Origin of the sequence: Pseudomonas sp. RC4D1, from assembly GCF_018390395.1 — a bacterium.
GTDB classification, from domain to species: Bacteria; Pseudomonadota; Gammaproteobacteria; order Pseudomonadales; family Pseudomonadaceae; genus Aquipseudomonas; species Aquipseudomonas danubii.
Map to the genome: position 1 here is coordinate 490,827 of NZ_JAHBAW010000002.1, position 16,447 is coordinate 507,273.

At 61.9% G+C, this 16,447-nt stretch carries 12 protein-coding genes; 9 read left to right on the forward strand and 3 right to left on the reverse strand.

The genetic code is table 11. From position 1 onward, the window contains the following. The 3 genes from KHO49_RS18035 (at position 1) to KHO49_RS18045 (ending at position 6,313) form a co-directional block, all read left to right on the forward strand. Positions 1-4,920 (forward strand): RHS repeat-associated core domain-containing protein, encoded by a 4,920-nt coding sequence (locus tag KHO49_RS18035; protein WP_213665556.1) that lies wholly within the window; start codon positions 1-3, stop codon positions 4,918-4,920. A gap of 13 nt (positions 4,921-4,933) precedes the next feature. Next, positions 4,934-5,425, forward strand: coding sequence for a hypothetical protein (locus KHO49_RS18040; protein WP_213665557.1), 492 nt, complete (start codon positions 4,934-4,936; stop codon positions 5,423-5,425). 438 nt (positions 5,426-5,863) lie between these two features. Then, entirely contained in the window at positions 5,864-6,313 is a 450-nt protein-coding gene (locus KHO49_RS18045) for a PTS sugar transporter subunit IIA (protein ID WP_123394483.1), read from the forward strand. Positions 6,314-6,432: 119 nt separating this feature from the next. Here KHO49_RS18045 and KHO49_RS18050 read toward each other — a convergent pair whose 3' ends face one another. Next, positions 6,433-8,052: a serine hydrolase domain-containing protein gene (locus KHO49_RS18050; RefSeq protein WP_213665558.1), complete on the reverse strand. Its 1,620-nt coding sequence runs from the start codon at positions 8,050-8,052 to the stop codon at positions 6,433-6,435. 251 nt (positions 8,053-8,303) lie between these two features. Here KHO49_RS18050 and KHO49_RS18055 point away from each other — a divergent pair, with 251 nt between their 5' ends. Both KHO49_RS18055 and KHO49_RS18060 read left to right on the forward strand, forming a co-directional pair. Then, positions 8,304-9,086 (forward strand): ATP-grasp domain-containing protein, encoded by a 783-nt coding sequence (locus KHO49_RS18055; RefSeq protein ID WP_213665559.1) that lies wholly within the window; start codon positions 8,304-8,306, stop codon positions 9,084-9,086. Next, positions 9,058-9,330 carry a hypothetical protein gene (locus KHO49_RS18060; RefSeq protein ID WP_249735673.1) on the forward strand — a complete coding sequence of 91 codons (273 nt, stop codon included), beginning with the start codon at positions 9,058-9,060 and terminating at the stop codon, positions 9,328-9,330. The genes KHO49_RS18055 and KHO49_RS18060 overlap by 29 nt, the downstream gene beginning before the upstream one ends. 57 nt (positions 9,331-9,387) lie before the next feature. Here the strand turns inward: KHO49_RS18060 and KHO49_RS18065 are convergent, their stop codons facing one another. Further along, entirely contained in the window at positions 9,388-9,876 is a 489-nt protein-coding gene (locus tag KHO49_RS18065) for an Lrp/AsnC family transcriptional regulator (protein ID WP_170004083.1), read from the reverse strand. A gap of 133 nt (positions 9,877-10,009) precedes the next feature. Here KHO49_RS18065 and KHO49_RS18070 point away from each other — a divergent pair, with 133 nt between their 5' ends. The 4 genes from KHO49_RS18070 (at position 10,010) to KHO49_RS18085 (ending at position 15,027) form a co-directional block, all read left to right on the forward strand. Next, positions 10,010-11,038 carry a histone deacetylase family protein gene (locus tag KHO49_RS18070; RefSeq protein ID WP_213665560.1) on the forward strand — a complete coding sequence of 343 codons (1,029 nt, stop codon included), beginning with the start codon at positions 10,010-10,012 and terminating at the stop codon, positions 11,036-11,038. 57 nt (positions 11,039-11,095) lie between these two features. After that, entirely contained in the window at positions 11,096-12,157 is a 1,062-nt protein-coding gene (ocd, locus tag KHO49_RS18075) for an ornithine cyclodeaminase (RefSeq protein WP_102881528.1), read from the forward strand. 155 nt (positions 12,158-12,312) lie between these two features. Continuing rightward, positions 12,313-13,728, forward strand: a complete 1,416-nt coding sequence (locus KHO49_RS18080; protein WP_213665561.1) for an amino acid permease — start codon at positions 12,313-12,315, stop codon at positions 13,726-13,728. Between the two features lie 129 nt (positions 13,729-13,857). Beyond that, positions 13,858-15,027 carry a hypothetical protein gene (locus tag KHO49_RS18085; RefSeq protein WP_213665562.1) on the forward strand — a complete coding sequence of 390 codons (1,170 nt, stop codon included), beginning with the start codon at positions 13,858-13,860 and terminating at the stop codon, positions 15,025-15,027. Between the two features lie 44 nt (positions 15,028-15,071). Here the strand turns inward: KHO49_RS18085 and KHO49_RS18090 are convergent, their stop codons facing one another. Then, complete coding sequence (locus KHO49_RS18090; RefSeq protein WP_213665563.1) at positions 15,072-16,412, reverse strand: MFS transporter; 1,341 nt, start codon at positions 16,410-16,412, stop codon at positions 15,072-15,074. Positions 16,413-16,447: the final 35 nt, after the last annotated feature.

Consider the following 16,447-nt stretch of genomic DNA (forward strand, 5'->3'; position numbering starts at 1 on the left):
ATGACGGACAGATTGACGATCTCCGACAGCGCCGATGATGCGGCAGCGGAACAACGCTTGATGGATGAGCGCAGGCTCAGTGAGTTGCAGCAGCTGAAAGCTGAGCTGGACGCGCAAAAAGCCGCCGCCACTCAAGCGGTAGCCGCCGAGTCGGCGCCGGTGGATAGGGACGCGGCCGCCACCGCCAAAGGGGGCAGCAAGCGCCACGTCGCCCATGACAGCAGTGAATGGCAAGCCGTGTGCAGTGTGCCGGACTTCTGCTGGGTCGGACCGGTGGTGGTGGCTTTCGACTCGTTCGCGACATTGGACAAACCGGTGCTGGCTTCCAGCGACGTCAAGGCCCGTGGCACCAAGGTCTATCGGCTGGGGGACCTCTTCAATCAGGTCCAGGCCGATGCCGGCGCCCATGTGGTGGCCGGCACCTCGCTGGGCGCGGGCAACGTCAAACTGCTGGAGGGCCACAGCAACGTCAAGGTCAATGGCCTGCCGCTGGCCCGGCATGACAGCGCCTGCCTGATCAACTGCAACGCCGCCGGTGTAGGCGGCACCCTGGGCAAGATTGTGACGACGGCCCAGTCGGCCACTGCGGTTGCCAGCGAGACGAGTGACCTGGCCCCTCCCGGAGAACGCACCAGCGAACGCCTGCAAGCATTGGAGGCCGAGCGCGAAGCCCTGAAACAGCAGCAACTCGACATCGATGGGCTGGATAAGTACATCGATTTTGACGGCTGGAACAAAAGCGCCGATGAAGGCATCGCCAGCATCAAGCAAGGGGCGGTGCTGAGCTCGACGCCCATGGGTCCGCTGATTGCCCATTACTTTCCGGCGGTGGCGGACGCCGATGCGCAAGTCACTCGTGGCGTGACCGGGTTTGCCAAAGACACAGTCATGGGAATCGGCGAACTGGCCTACACCGGGGCCAAGCATCAAGCCAAGAGCCTGCAGAGCAACTACACCGCAGACGGTCTGCGCGGCCGTGCCTTGGATGCGCAGATCCTCGCGGAGAACATGCGCCTGGGCAACATCACCCCGGGGACTGTCGGAACAAGCATCAGCAACGGAGCCAAGGCCGTGGGTTCTGCCTTGGTCAAACCAGTCACCGATGCCTGGTCCAAGGGCAATCACATCGAGGCCGCGACCCGGGCGGGCGTGGAGATCCTGACCTTGCCCTGGACGCTGTTCAAGGCAGGCAAGGCTGCGGAAGCGGCCAAAGCCGCCAATGCCTTGAAAAACGCCAACCGCACTGAAACCGTCGCCCATGGCGGCGACGGCGTTCACGTCAGACCCCAAGGTGCCGCCCACGGCAGCGCAGAAGACGTGAAAACCGGGAGGACCTCCGACAGCGGCAAAAACTGCGAAACCAGCAAATGCAGTCTTGAAGGCGAACCGGTGGACGTCGCTACCGGTGACTACCTGCAAACCTGGCCAGTGCTGGAGATCCCCGGCAGCCTCCCGCTGAAACTCTCGCGCCTGTATCGCTCGCGGGCAGACTTTCGCGGGCTATTTGGGTGGAAATGGGCGGACGATTGGTCCCAGCACTTGGTGCTCGATCACCAGCGCATTACCTATCACACGGTCGACGGCAGCACCCTGGACTACGAGGCGCCGGACGACGAAGTCCAGGCCCATAACCGACGTAACGGGCGCTACCTGCTCAGCGGCCAACGTTCGGGCACCTTGCGCCTGTATGACCGCGCGACCCAGCAAACCCTGAGCTTTGCCCACAGCCCGAACCACACTCGCCCCCTGACCGCGATCGAAGACAGCAACGGCAACCGCATCCGCTTTATCTACGGTCCACAGCAGCGGTTGCAGCGCGTCGAACACAGCGACGGCTATCAGCTGCACATTGAGCTCAGCAGCACGGGCCTGCTGACCGGCGTCGCCCTGCACGACGGCGAACAACGCCCGCGCCGCTTGCTCAGTTGCCGCTATGAGCAACACAGCATGCTGACCGACTGCGCCAGTCACCAATTCGGCACCCTGTACCACGCTTATAACAACGCCGGCCACATGACCCAGTGGCACGACACCGACAAGACCCATTTCCACATTGCCTACGACGCCAAAGGGCGAGTCATTCGCACCCATGCCGACAGTGGTCATTACACCGACCGCTTCGAATACCACGATGCCAACCGCTGCACCGACTACCACGACGCTGAAGGCGGTAGCAGCCGGCACTACTACAACAGCGACTTCCTGGTGGTGCGCAAAATCGATGCGCTGGGCCACGAATGGCTGACCGAGTGGGACGAATACACCAACAAGGTCGCCACCACCGACCCTCTGGGTCGCACCACCACCTACCGCTACAGCGACTTCGGCGAGCTGCTGACTCAGATCAACCCGGACGGCACCCGGCACACCTTTGACTACAACACCCAAGGCCTGCTGACACGCTACGTCGCCGCCGACGGTGTCACCTGGCAAATGGCGTACGACGCCCAGGGCAACCTCAGCAGCGTCAAAGACCCCGATGGGCGTACCACCACTTACCAACACGGGGCCCATGGCGAGTTGCTGAGCCAGACCTGGCCGGAGGGCACCCAGACCCTTTACCGCTACGACCGCAAACAACGCCTGAGCGAAATCCAGCAACCGGACGGCCAGATCAGCCGAGTGCAACTGGACACCCTAGGCCGCCCTCTCCAACAGCAAGACGCGCTGGGCCAGATCACCCGTTATGCCTACCACAGCCAGCACGCCCATCCCCGAGGTTCCCTCAGCGGCGTGACCCTGGCTGATGGCACTCAACAACACTGGGCTTACGACAGCGAACACCGATTGGCCAGCTTCATCGATGGCGAAGGCCATCGCACCCGCTACGCCTACGGCGCCTTCGACCTGCTGGAAAAGCTCACCTACCCCGGCGGGCAAAGCCTGACCCTGGGCTACGACAGACTCACCCGCTTGACCCGCCTGACCAATGGCGTCGGCGACGTGTATCAATACGCCTACGACAAGGCCGGGCGCTTGATCGCCGAACGCGACTTCGCCGGCACCCTCACCCGCTATTGCTACAACGCCGTCGGTTGGCTCAGCGAAAAACACTGTGCCGACGGCGCCCGCGTGGCCTACCACTACGACATCGCCAGTGCGCGCCTGCTGAACATCGCTCACTACCGGGCCAACGGCGAACTGAGCGAACAGACCGAGTTCAACTACAACGACGTCGGACACCTGATCCGCGTCAACAGCCCGGGCGCCCATATCGAATACCAACGCGACGCCGTGGGCCGCTTGCTCAGCGAACGCATCAATGGCCGCCTGATCGAACACCAGTACGACCCCGCCAGTGGCCTGCCCATCGGCCAGCAAGCCGGTGCCATCGCCGAACAGGCCAACGCCCAGGAAGCCTTCGCCGCCCTGCCCCAGGTGCAGTGGCAGCACGACCGCAATGGCGGCCTGGCACAACTGCTGATCGCCGGCCATGCACCGCTGCAGATCAGCCGCGACGCCCTGGGCCGCGACATCCAGCGCAGCAGCGCCGCCGGCTTCAACCTGCACCAGCACTACAACAGTCTCAGCTTGCTGACCGAGCAAAAGGCCGGCGCAGCAACAACCTCTTTTGTCGAGCGCCATTACCGCTACGACAAAGCCTTCAACCCGATCCAGATCGACGACAACCGCTGGGGCCAGAGCCACTACCGCTACAACGCCAACCAGCAACTGATCGCCGCCCACCTGGGCCAGGGCCAGCCACAGCAATGGCTCTACGACAACGCCCTCAACCTGCTCAGCGAAGGGCAGATCCACAGCGCAAAAGGCATGGGCGTCAAGGCTGAGCAAAAAGGCGGGCGCGTGGTCAAATCCGGAGCCAACCGCTACCGCTACGACCCCTGCGGCCGCCTGGCCGAAAAAATCGTCGACCGCCACGGCTTCCGACCCCAGCGCTGGCAATACCGCTGGAACAGCGACAACCGCCTCACCGACCTCTACACCCCCAACAACGAACACTGGCGCTACGAGTACGACGCCTTTGGCCGCCGCACGCGCAAGTTCAACTTCAGCCGCAGCAACAAACGCAACTCGATCTACGCCCACAGCGAACAACACATCATCGGCGAGGAATACCTGTGGAGCGGTGAACAACTGCTCGAAGCCGCGCCCATCTACGCCGACGGCACCGTCGCCTTCGAACACGCCACCCGCTGGAGCTACGCCCCGGGCGGCATCACCCCGCTGGCGCAGCAGCAAGGCGAAAAACTCTGGTACATCGTCACCGACCACCTTGGCACGCCCCGGGAGTTACTGGACGAAAGCGGCCAACTGGGCTGGAGCAACAGCCCCAACGTCTGGGGCCAGGCACGGCTATGGCAAGCCGCGAATGACGAGTTCGCCAGCAGCAACGTGGTGCCGATCAACAAGACCACCTGCCCGATTCGCTTTCCGGGTCAGTACTACGACGAAGAGAGTGGCCTGCACTACAATCGGCATCGGTACTACGATCCGGAGACGGCGCAGTATTTGAGTCCGGATCCGCTGGGGTTGGGTGGTGGGACTCGGCCGCAGGGGTATGTGGATAATCCGTTGAGTTGGGTTGATCCGTTGGGTTTGGCAAGCTATGACGGATTAAGACCTGAGCCCGGATATGAAAGAGGGAAAGTACATGGAATAAAGTGGCAAGAGTCAGATGCAATAAAACGAGCTCAGGAAACAGGAAACCCTCAAGGCAAATGGGGAAATAGAGATGACTTAAAGTATGCTGGACAACAAGCATCAGAGTTGCCGACTGGACCAAACGGTAAGAAGGGTCCATTTTTTGACATCCCAATAAACCCTGATCACAAATCGGTAGTATATAATCCCGATGGTTCTAAAAGCATTCCCGACATGATTAGAATCAGGAATAATGGCAATGGCACGTTCCATGGATTTCCTATTGACTCTAAAACTGCCGGTCCAATCTTCAACTAGAGACACATCCAACATGTTTAAACTGGAAGTAATCAGGGACACACTTCTCGGGACAAAAGACAGTGAAGACACCTCTGTTTCAGAGGCCATATTCTCCACCTACCTAGAATACAGTCCAGACATATTACTACATTGGAATGACTTAACCTTATGCCTTAGCAGAAGGGGCGACATTAGTGATATTTATGATGACATAATCGACATACTAACTCAGCTAGAGCATAGAATTGAATCTTTTTTTATGGCATTCTTATCAAGCTCATTTACAGCTCACTGGGACTTTAAAATCATTGATTCCAACTTAATTAAAGTGGATGCCAAATGGATTGACGTTGTTTATCTCGATAAAAGCAAATCCAACATTAAGAGATCAAGCATGGTGATTTCCATATCTGACTTTACAGAGCAATGGAAGAAAATACTTAGATCAATAAAAAAAGACCTTCTTTCCTTAGGATATGACAACACCCTTGATGGCTTTGTTTTTTTAGATACTCTGCAATAAAAAAACCTCAGCCAAAACCAATTTTAGTAACAAAAAAACAGAACAGAACAACCCTATCAAAGCACTTCACTATCTACCGCGCGACAATGCTACTGGGCTTATAGAATACATACAGCGTTTGAAATGACGCGAGATCAAATCCGGAGCCAACCGCTACCGCTACGACCCCTGCGGCCGCCTGACCGAAAAAATCGTCTACCGCCACGGCTTTCGCCCTCAGCGCTGGCAATACCGCTGGAACAGCAACAACCGCCTCACCAACCTCTACCCCCCACCGAAGAACACTGGCGCTATGAGTACGACGACTTCGCTCTCTCCCTTGCCATCCGCCAGCCCCCACCTAAAGAGTTCGTAAAGACTGCCCGGCCGCCACTGACCCAGCCAGGCAAATGCGCTTCAATTCTCCTTGAGCAAAGCCTGAAACGCCCGGAGAAGCCCATGAGCAAGCTTGCCCGCTATCTGCAGGTCGAGGACATCCTCCTCGACGTCAATATCTCGAACAAACAGCGCCTGTTCGATCAGGTTGGCCAACATCTTCAAGAGACGCGGCAACTGCCCGGCGATTGGGTCACGGCCAGTCTGTGGCGCCGGGAACTGGCCGCAAGTACCGCCATCGGCGATGGTGTGGCTGTGCCCCATGCGCGGCTCGCCGAGCTCGACAGCATCCATGCGCTGTACCTGCGGCCGCAGACCGCCATGGCCTTTGCCGCACCCGACCAGCAGCCGGTGAGCGATATCCTCGTGCTGCTGGTGCCCGCCCCCGCCGATCAGCAACACCTGGAACTGCTGGCGGACACTGCCCGGCTGTTCTCCAATCCACGCTTTCGTCAGGCGCTGCTGCGGTGCCACGATGCGTCGCAGGTCAAGCAACTGGTTGACCACTGGTAGTCCCCCAAAGGTCCTGGTCCGAGGTGCTGGCCAGGTGGTGGGGCTTCCAGATCTAAAATGCTCGCCTCAAAAGGCTGCAAGAAGGCCCCGACTGTCCGTTACCAACATGCGGCCCGAGGCTATTGCCCCGTCACCTTCCTGAAGCGCAGATTGCGCGCCACGCTGCTGGTCAACACGGCACCCTCCTCGGCAAAGCTGATCACCCCCAGTTCACCGGCGCGAAAGCGCTCCGTCGTCAGCGGCTGCAAAGGGTAGCTGTGCTGGCCGATACGTACGTAGAGCTTGCCTTGCCGGGGGTAGACCTTGAGCTGTCCGGGGCTGGTTTGCAGCGCGTAGAGGCCGACATAACGACGAATATCCTCGGGTTTCCAAGCCGGGGCCAGGACGTAGGTCGAGGCCGGGTTGTTGCTGACGATCCGTGCCCCCGGTGCCGCCGCGAGATAGATCGGGATGCCGTCGTTGTCCGCCACCATCAGTTGATCGCTCTGGCGGAGCAACGGCAGGACCTCATGAAAGGTGTCCAGGACAAACCCCTTGCCGGTGCGTTGCAGCTGGAACTGATGACCGAGGTCATCCAGGTAGGTGCCGGCCACCAAGGTATTCAAGAACGCCTTGGGCACCGCCTTGATGCTCGGCGGCGGCGCCGGAATGCCCGTGTCCCGGGGCAACCAGGACGGGCCCAGCAGGACATCCAGCAAGCGATGCCCGCGCTCCGACGCCTCCCCTTCCGTGCTGTTGCACAGGACCACAGTGGCCACATCCAGCTTCGGGTACCAGGCCACATCGGTGCTGAAACCGGCCCAACTGCCGCTGTGGGACACCTCTTGCAGGCCCCGATAACTGCGATTGGCCAGGCCCATGCCGTAATAGCCCGGGTCACCGTCGTTGAAGGGCTCGGTCTGGCGCATCTTCTCCACCAGCGCCGTGCCCCCGACCCGCCCCGTGGACAGGTTGCGCAACCACAGCATCAGGTCCGCCACAGTGCTGTGCACCTGACCGTCGCCGGTCTGTTCCCAGCGGGCGTCCACGGCTTCGGGGCCCTTGGACGGTTCGTCCTGTTCATAGCCCTGGGCCAGGTTCGGCAACTGCACCGGGTACTGATCGACAATGCTCGAGCGACTCATGCCCAGGGGCTCGAACAGATGGGCTCGACTGTAGTCCTTGAGGGGCATGCCGGCGGCTCGCTCGGCGATGCTCGACAACAGTACATAACCGCTGTTGCTGTAGCTGAATTCGCTGCCAGGGGGAAACATCAGGGCGTTCTGCTTGAACAGCAGATCCAGGGCCTGTTGCTGGGTGAAGCGCTGGGTCAGGGGAATCCCCGCCAACTCCGCCAGCAGCATGTAGTCCTGCAGGCCCGAGGTGTGGTGCAGCAGATGACGGATCTGGATGCCCTCGGCATAGGCCGGCAGCTCCGGCACAAAGCGCCGGATCGAGTCATCCAGATCCAGGCGGCCTTGGGCTTCTAGCTCAAGGATGACAAAACCGGTGAACTGCTTGGACACCGAGGCCAGGTTGAACAGGGTATCGGCCTGGATCGCCCGGCCCGTGGCCAGGTCGGCAGCGCCGTACCCTGCGCTCCAGATCGTTTTGGCGCCGCGCATCACCCCGGCGGCGCAACCGGGCTGGTCAGGCTTGATGTCGTCGAACACCTCGTGAAACGCCAGAGGCTCGGTGGCATGAGCCAGGGGCATCGCGCCCAAGGTGCTGATCAGCAAGGTTGCAAGCATGGAACGCATGGGGGTTTTCCTCTGGTCACGTCGATCCTTCAGGCTCCCTGGGAGGCTCCTCGGAAGGCGCACCAGTATCACCATCGCAAACATTGGAATCTGTCTGCAGTCAGTGATTTTCTGTGAATAAACGTGCAGGGATATGAGGCGCTGCAGGCCCATGAACAAAGCCTGCAAAAATGCCGTTATCATCCACCGCTCGAACGCCATCCTCACCGCGTCCCTCGACCCGGCCCCACTTTCACTCGATGGAACCTGCCATGCACCTGCTGTATCCCAGCGACCCGTTCGACCCCAAACGCCCGGACGAGCACTACCTGGACGAGTACGAGGCGGTGCTGGCCGCTGGCCTGAACGCCTCGCTGTTCTCTTTCGAGGATTTCGAAAGCGGCCGTTTCAAGGCTTCCCCGGCCCTGCCAGACGACGAGCCGGTGCTCTACCGCGGCTGGATGTTGACGCCCGAGAGCTACGGCGCACTGCTCGAGCACTTGCACGCCAAGGACGCCAAGGAGTTCACCTCCCTGGCCCACTACCGGCACTGCCATCACCTGCCAGAGTGGTATCCGCTGCTGGCCCGGTACACCAGCGAGACCCGGGTACTGGCGCCCGACACCGACTTTATCCAGGCACTGGCAGACCTGAACTGGCCGGGTTATTTCATCAAGGACTACGTCAAGTCGCTGAACACCGGCAGCGGCAGTCTGGTGGATTCGCCGGCAGACATAGCCCCATTGGTAGAGCGCATGCGTCAGTATCGCGGCCAGATCGAGGGAGGCATCTGTGTCCGGCGCCGGGAGGACTACCTGGAGGACAGCGAACGGCGCTACTTCGTGCTCAACGGCAAGGCCCATGCTGCACAAGGCGAGGTGCCGGCACTGGTGAGCGAGTGCGCTGCGCTGATCGACAGCCGGTTTTTTTCGGTGGATGTGGTCTTGCGGGCCGACGGCGTGCTGCGTCTGGTGGAACTGGGAGACGGTCAGGTATCGGACCGCAAGGAGTGGTCGGCGCAGCGCTTTGCCGCCATGCTCGGCGCTGCCGACTGAGCACTGCGCAGCGCAGCAAGCACCGCAGCCCCGCTTCAAAAGCGCCCTCAAGCCCCTGCTGCGCCTGCTGGGGCTGTTCGATCCGCTGCTGCGGGAGATGGTGGAGATGCACTACCTGATCAGCTCGCCGCTGATCCTCGATGACTCGGCCCTGCAAGGCTTGATCGGGCCCATCGCCAAGACGTCCTATGCCGAAGGCGTGCGCCGGGCCTTGCAGGCGGCGCACAACGCCCGACAGCCGTGAAGTCGCCTAGAAGACGGCCACCTGGTCAGCGGAGAATTCCAGTAACCGGGGTTCGACTCAACGGGCCGGTGCCGGGGCAATCGCCAGGCGACTGGTGGCCTTGATCTCCCGCAGCGCCAGGCTCGACTGGATCGAGGCGATGCCCGGCTGGCGCCTGAGCACCTGCTCGACAAAATCGCTGTAGCTGTCCAGGTCCTGGGCCAGCACCTGCAACAGGTAGTCGGCGTCACCGGTGATCTTGTGGCAGGCCTGGACCTCGGGCAAACGCATGATCACCGCCTCGAAGTCATCCGGAGTCTGGTCGGAGTGGGTGGCAAAACGCACATGCACGAAGGCCATGATGTCCAGCCCCAGCAGGCGCCGGTCGAGGTTGGCCTGGTAATCCTTGATCACCCCCTCCTCTTCCATGCGTTTGCGCCGGCGCCAGCAGGGGGTGAGGCTCAGGGACAGGCGCTCGCTGAGTTCGGCGTTGGAAATGCTCGCGTCCTGCTGCAACAGGGCGAGGATTGCCAGGTCGGTTTCGTCCAGGGATACCCTTCGAGTCATTTTTTTCACAAGCAGCCACTCAATGGAAAAATATTACCCAAAACTCTAATTCCATCAGAACAAAAAGCAAAGAAGTCGCAGCCATGCCGGAACAAACTATTTGCACCGGACAACAACAATGGATGCGTTCAGCATGCTTACCGTCTTCAGCGAATCCCACCGCCTGCACCACGGCACCGAGTTGAAGGATGGGGTGCTCAAGCCCTCCTTCGAGCAACCCAGCCGGGCCGATACGGTCCGCGACCGGGTCAGGCACGTGGGGCTTGGCGACATCATCGTCCCCCGCCGTTTCGACCGCTCCTGCTACGTCGCCGCCCACAGCGAACGCTACGTGACCTTCCTGGAAAGCGCCTGGAGCGAATGGCGCGCCACCGGCCGCAGCCACGACGCCTTGCCCCTGGTGTGGCCGGTACGCGACCTGGCCAACCAGCAGGTGCCGGAGTTCATCGACGGCAAACTGGGCTTCTTCGCCATGGATGCCGGCTCGCCCATCACCGCCACCACCTGGAATGCCGTGCGCACCAGCGCCGATATCGCCCTCACCGGCCTGGCGCTGATCGACGAAGGCCAGGACAGTGCCTTTGCCCTGTGCCGTCCGCCGGGCCATCACGCGGCACGGGAATACATGGGGGGCTACTGCTACCTGAACAACGCCGCCATTGCCGCGCAACACGCCGTGACCCGGGGCGCGAAACGCGTAGCGGTGCTGGACGTGGACTTCCACCACGGCAACGGCACCCAGAACATTTTCTACCAGCGTGATGACGTCCTGTTCGTCTCGCTGCACGGCGATCCGGCGGTCTCCTACCCCTACTACTCGGGGTTCGCCGCGGAGCGTGGGGCCGGCGCCGGCGAAGGCTGCAACCTGAACTTCCCCCTGCCCCGAGGCACCACCTGGCAGCGTTACCGGGAAGCACTGATCCAGGCCTGCGCCCGGCTTCGCGAGTTCTCCCCGGAGCTGCTGGTGGTGTCCCTGGGCGTCGACACCTTCAAGGACGATCCCATCAGCCACTTCCTTCTGGAAAGCGAGGATTTCCTCGGCATGGGCCAAGTCATCGCCGGCGTTGGCGTACCCACGTTGTTCGTCATGGAGGGCGGCTACATGGTGGATGAGATCGGCATCAACGCGGTCAATGTGCTCCACGGCCATGCCAACCGCTAATGCACCAGCGTCGCACTGCCCAGCAGTTTTCAACGTTCTGACCGAGAGGGAAAAGACATGACCTTGTTCATCGATGTGGATCACGCAGCGGACCTGTATTCGCGCCTGGGCATAGGCCGGGCGATCCGGGAAATGGCCGGCTACATCCAGGCCGACTACCAGCGCTGGCAAGCCTTCGAGAAATCCCCGCGCACCGCCAACCACTCCGCCACCGGCGTCATCGAGCTGATGCCCGCCGACGATGGCCAGCAGTACGCGTTCAAGTACGTCAATGGCCACCCCGGCAATCCCGCCAGGCACCTGCTGACGGTGATGGCTTTCGGCGTGCTGGCCCAGGTCGACAGCGGCTACCCGGTGCTGCTCAGCGAGCTGACCCTGACCACCGCGGTGCGCACCGCCGCCACTTCAGCCCTGGTGGCGCAATCCCTGGCCCGCAAGGACGCCCGCCGCATGGCGCTCATCGGCAACGGCGCCCAGAGTGAATTCCAGGCCATCGCCTTTCATGAAATGCTCGGCATCAGCGAGCTGCGGATCTTCGACATCGACGTCGAAGCGTCCCACAAGCTCAAGCACAACCTGCAGGCCTGGCCGGGGCTCGAGGTGCGCATCGCCGACTCGGTGGCCGATGCGGTCAAGGGCGCGGACATCGTGACCACGGTCACCGCGGACAAGGCCTACGCCACCATCCTCACCCCCGAACTGATCGAGCCAGGCATGCACCTCAACGCCGTGGGCGGCGATTGCCCGGGCAAGACCGAGCTGCACGCGGACATCCTGCGCAACGCCCGGGTGATCGTCGAGTTCGAACCCCAGACCCGCATCGAAGGCGATATCCAGCAGATGCCGGCGCACTTCCCGGTCACCGAGTACTTCCGCATTGCCCAGGGCCTGGCGCCGGGCCGCGAGCATGAGGCCCAGGTCACAGTGTTCGACTCGGTGGGTTTCGCCCTGGAAGACTTCGCGTCCCTGCGCTACCTGCATGACCTGGCACGCCAGCACGGCATCGGCGAGCAGATTCAGCTGGTGCCCACGCCGGCCAATATCAAGGACCTGTACCAGTTGCTGCAACAGCGCCCCGCCCCCCTGGCGACGGCACCACGACGGATCACCGCCGGCTGAAAGAACGCTCCTGTGGCCCATGAACAGGGAACCGGCCTGGTGCCCCTGTTCACGGGCAATACCTGACCCGGCTGCACCACAACAATCACAGACTGCAGCCCCCAACGACCTTCCACTGCCAAAACTCGACAACTATAAAATCAAGAGGTTTTGTGATGAATCCAGATACCTTCGGGGCCTGCGAGCACCCGACGCTGCAACGCACCCTGCATAACCGTCATATCCAGCTCATGGCCATGGGCGGCGCCATCGGCACCGGGCTGTTCATGGGCTCGGGCAAGATCATCGCCATGTCCGGCACCTCGATCATCCTGATCTACATGATCATCGGCCTGTTCGTGTACCTGGTGATGCGCGCCATGGGCGAGCTGCTGCTGTCGAACCTGAACTTCAAGAGCTTTGCCGATTTCGCCGGTGCCTACCTGGGCCCCCAGGCGGCGTTCTTCCTCGGCTGGTCCTACTGGCTGAGCTGGAGTGTCGCGGTGGTGGGCGATGCCGTGGTGGTGGGCGGCTTCTTCCAGTACTGGTTCCCCGATGTACCGGCCTGGGTTCCCGCCATCGCCATGATGCTGACCCTGTTCGCCCTCAACGTGCTGACGGTGAAACTGTTCGGCGAGGTGGAGTTCTGGTTCGCCATCATCAAGATCATCGCCGTGGTCACCCTGATCGCGGTGAGCCTGGTGCTGATCGCCACCGCCTTTGTCTCGCCGTCCGGGGTGAGCGCCTCCCTGAACCACCTGCTGGACCGCCAGGCCGCCTTTCCCAACGGACTGCTGGGCTTCTTCGCCGGTTTCCAAATGGCGATCTTCTCCTTTGCCGGCACCGAGCTGATCGGCACCGCCGCGGCGGAGACCCGCGACCCGCGCCGGACCCTGCCCAAGGCCATCAACGCGATTCCGCTGCGCATCATCCTGTTTTATGTGCTGGCCCTGGCATGCATCATCGCCGTGACCTCCTGGCAGCAGGTGTCGCCGAGCAAGAGCCCGTTCGTGGAGTTGTTCCTGATCGCCGGCTTCCCGGCTGCGGCGGGCATCGTCAATTTCGTGGTGCTGACCTCCGCGGCTTCCTCGGCCAACAGCGGCGTGTTCTCCGCCAGTCGCATGCTCTTCGGCCTGGCGGACCAGGGCAACGCACCACGCGTGTTCAAACGCCTGTCAGGCCATAGCGTGCCGGTGATCAGCCTGGCCTTCACCAGCCTGCTGATGCTGCTGGGGGTGCTGTTGCTGTACGTGGTTCCGGAGGTGATGACCGCCTTCACCCTGGTGTCGACGGTGTCGGCGATCCTGGTGATCTTCACCTGGTCGACCATCCTCGCGTCCTACATCGCCTACCGCAAAAAGCACCCTGAACTGCACGCCGGCTCCCAGTACAAGATGCCGGGCGGCGTGCCCATGGCCTGGTTCGCCCTAGCGTTCCTGCTGTTCGTCCTGGCCTTGCTGGCCCTGCGCCCGGATACCCGCCTGGCCCTGTGCGTGATGCCGGCGTGGTTCGTCTGGCTGGCCATTGCCTATCGCCTGACGGCCGGGCGCAAGGGGCGGACACCAGTGCAAGCGGCGGCGCAATACCGCTGAGGCGCGAGCCTGAAAGACTGGGCCAGGGAGCGGCCCTGTCGGAGCCCGGTCCTGCGTGCAAAAGCATCGACAGAGCCCCCTCGTCTTGTTCTACTCCCGCCGCCATCGCCGTTGCCAGGGAGTGCCCACATGCAAGTCGCAGGACCCACCTTTGAAGAGGTGTTCAGGAAAAACCTCAAACGCGTCCTCAACTACTGGAGCCAGATCGGCACCGTCATCGGCCTAAGCGCCGCCGCGCTGGGGCTGTTCAGCCTGTACATGTACACCCGGGCCATCGGCCGCACCGACCTGTTCATGGCCTCCATCGATGCCAGATCGGCGCTGGTGGTCTGGCTGGTCATGGTGCTGTTTCTCATGCTGATCTACTTGCTGCTGCTTACGGTCACCACCCTGCTGTTCGGGCTGGCAAACGATGTGTTTCGCAACACTCCAGAACACATGAACGATGTGGTGGTATGGCTGACCTTGCCGGTCCTGGCAGGCTTCCTGACCCTGATCGTGCTCAGCTACTACGTGCATCCGGGTGAGGCACTGGCGTCGCTGATACTGGTGGCGGTGGTGGTACTGGTGACAGGGCTGGTGATGTCACGCCCCGCGTTCAAACGCGTGATCCACAGCAGTCTGGAGAAACACCCCGCTGCGGGCAGGGGCACCTGGGGTGGCCTGTTCGTGACCCTGACACTCTGCCTGCTGGGCACGGTGATCTCGGGGATCTTCACCAGCCTGCTGATCATCAATGCCTACAGCAACGAAGCGTCCAATGACTCGCCACACTTACCGGCCTTGTTGAACTTCCTGGGGCTGCTCTTCTCCTTGCTGCCCATCGTGTTCTTCTACTGCAAGGCCGGTAGTCCCTACAAACGGGTCTTCTATGCCCTGATGTGCACCCTGCTCCTGACCGCAGCCTTTCTTCTGGTGCTGCCCGGAGCCATGAGCCAGATCACCTACAAGGCCGCCGGCAGCCTGGATGTGCGTCAGGACGGAATCGAACGATTCGTGCTGCACGATGACCTCGAACTGCATGACCTGGACCCACTGATGTGGAACACCCGCCTGACCTCTGAGCGGCGCCTGGAAGTTCAGGGCTTTCAACTCTTCTCTTTCGGCGAGGCCCTGTTGATCTGCCCCAAGGGGCTGCGCAACCTGGCGCTGAACCAGATGCACCGCTATACCCGCACCTGCATCAGGACCCGCAACAGCGCGGTAACCCGCAAGCCGGCAAAACCGCTGTATGGCCAAAACCGCGCCTGTGCCGGTGCCACGCCACCGGCGGCATGCTGGAAACCCCAAGGCTCCTGAATCCCCCACCTGCTGAACCCCCAGACCGCAGCCGGCCTGCTGGCTCAGGGCGCCGGATTGACCATCAACGAGGGTGCCAGGCTGTCTGGGGTGTGCAAGCCAGGAGCGCAGGCGACAAAGTCCTCCTTGCGCAGCACCACCAGGGCAATCAACGACACCACCCCGGTGGCCACGTAGAAGTACCAGGGCGAGGTGATGTCGCCGGTGAGCTTGATCAGCCAGGTGGAGATCAGCGGTGCACTGCCACCGAACACCGCCACGGGAATGTTGTAGGCCACGGCAATCCCGGTGGAGCGGATGCGGGTCGGCAGCAGTTCGCTCATCAGGGCATAGGTCGAGGAGGCGTAGAGTCCGAACAGGATCGCCACCGCCATCAGCGGCCAGAACAGCGTGGCCGGGGTGGCGTTGGGCGCCGACTTGAAGAACCAGTACATGGCCAGGGTGGCCAGGGTGCCGATCACCATCAGGAACGGCTTGCGTCCGTAGCGGTCGGTGAAGGCGCCGCCCAGGGGCATGACCAACGCCGCCGAGAGGCTGGCGACGAACACATAGAGCAAGGTAGTGCCGCTGTCGAACTTGAGGGTGTTGGACATGTAGGTCGAAGCGAAGGTCAGCACCAGGTAAAAGATCGAGCTGTGCAGGGTGATGATGAAGAACACCAGGGCAATCGAGCGCTTCCACTGCCAGACCTCCCGCAGCGGTGCCTTGGAGGTCTCTCCGGCGTGCACCAGGGCCAGGAACTCCGGGCTGTCTTCGAGCTTAAGGCGGATGTACAGCGAGATGAACCCCAGGGGTCCGGCGATCAGGAACGGAATTCGCCAGCCCCAGTCCTGCATCAACTCGGCCCCCAGGGCCCAGGTCATGCCATTGGCCACGGCGCCGCCCAGCAACAGGCCGAGCACCGCGGTGACCATCAGCCAGCAGGTGGCAAAGCCCCGGCGCCCGGGCCCGGCGTACTCGGAAATGAAGCTGGTGATGGTGCCGATCTCGCCTCCGGCGGAAAACCCCTGCACGCAGCGGATCAGCACCAGGAGGATCGGCGCGGCGATGCCGATGCTGGCGTAGGTCGGCAGCAGGCCCAGCAGGCAGGTGGAACCGGCCATCAGCATCAGTACGGTGATCAGGGTCTTGCGCCGACCGATCTTGTCCGCCAGGGGGCCGAAGAACAGCCCGCCCAGGGGACGGATGAAAAAGCTCAGGGCAAAGGCCGCAAAGCTCGCCAAGAGGCTGCTGGTGGGGTCATCGGAGACGAAGAACGCCTTGCCGATGTACAGCGCCAGGAACCCATAGACGCCGTAGTCGTACCACTCGATCAAGTGGCCCGAGGTCGCGCCGATAAAGGCCCGGCGCCGCTGGCGCTGGGGATTGCAAGAGGTCATGTCCATGTTGGGAGACTCCTGTCGTATTGCTGTCCATGGAA

Bases quoted from the DNA above. Each gene is read 5' to 3' on its own strand.
- ocd (WP_102881528.1), top strand. From the start codon at position 11,096: ATGACCTTGTTCATCGATGTGGATCACGCAGCGGACCTGTATTCGCGC.
- KHO49_RS18085 (WP_213665562.1), top strand. From the start codon at position 13,858: ATGCAAGTCGCAGGACCCACCTTTGAAGAGGTGTTCAGGAAAAACCTC.
- KHO49_RS18080 (WP_213665561.1), top strand. From the start codon at position 12,313: ATGAATCCAGATACCTTCGGGGCCTGCGAGCACCCGACGCTGCAACGC.
- KHO49_RS18050 (WP_213665558.1), bottom strand. From the start codon at position 8,052: ATGCGTTCCATGCTTGCAACCTTGCTGATCAGCACCTTGGGCGCGATG.
- KHO49_RS18090 (WP_213665563.1), bottom strand. From the start codon at position 16,412: ATGGACATGACCTCTTGCAATCCCCAGCGCCAGCGGCGCCGGGCCTTT.
- KHO49_RS18035 (WP_213665556.1), top strand. From the start codon at position 1: ATGACGGACAGATTGACGATCTCCGACAGCGCCGATGATGCGGCAGCG.
- KHO49_RS18040 (WP_213665557.1), top strand. From the start codon at position 4,934: ATGTTTAAACTGGAAGTAATCAGGGACACACTTCTCGGGACAAAAGAC.
- KHO49_RS18055 (WP_213665559.1), top strand. From the start codon at position 8,304: ATGCACCTGCTGTATCCCAGCGACCCGTTCGACCCCAAACGCCCGGAC.
- KHO49_RS18045 (WP_123394483.1), top strand. From the start codon at position 5,864: ATGAGCAAGCTTGCCCGCTATCTGCAGGTCGAGGACATCCTCCTCGAC.
- KHO49_RS18070 (WP_213665560.1), top strand. From the start codon at position 10,010: ATGCTTACCGTCTTCAGCGAATCCCACCGCCTGCACCACGGCACCGAG.
- KHO49_RS18065 (WP_170004083.1), bottom strand. From the start codon at position 9,876: ATGACTCGAAGGGTATCCCTGGACGAAACCGACCTGGCAATCCTCGCC.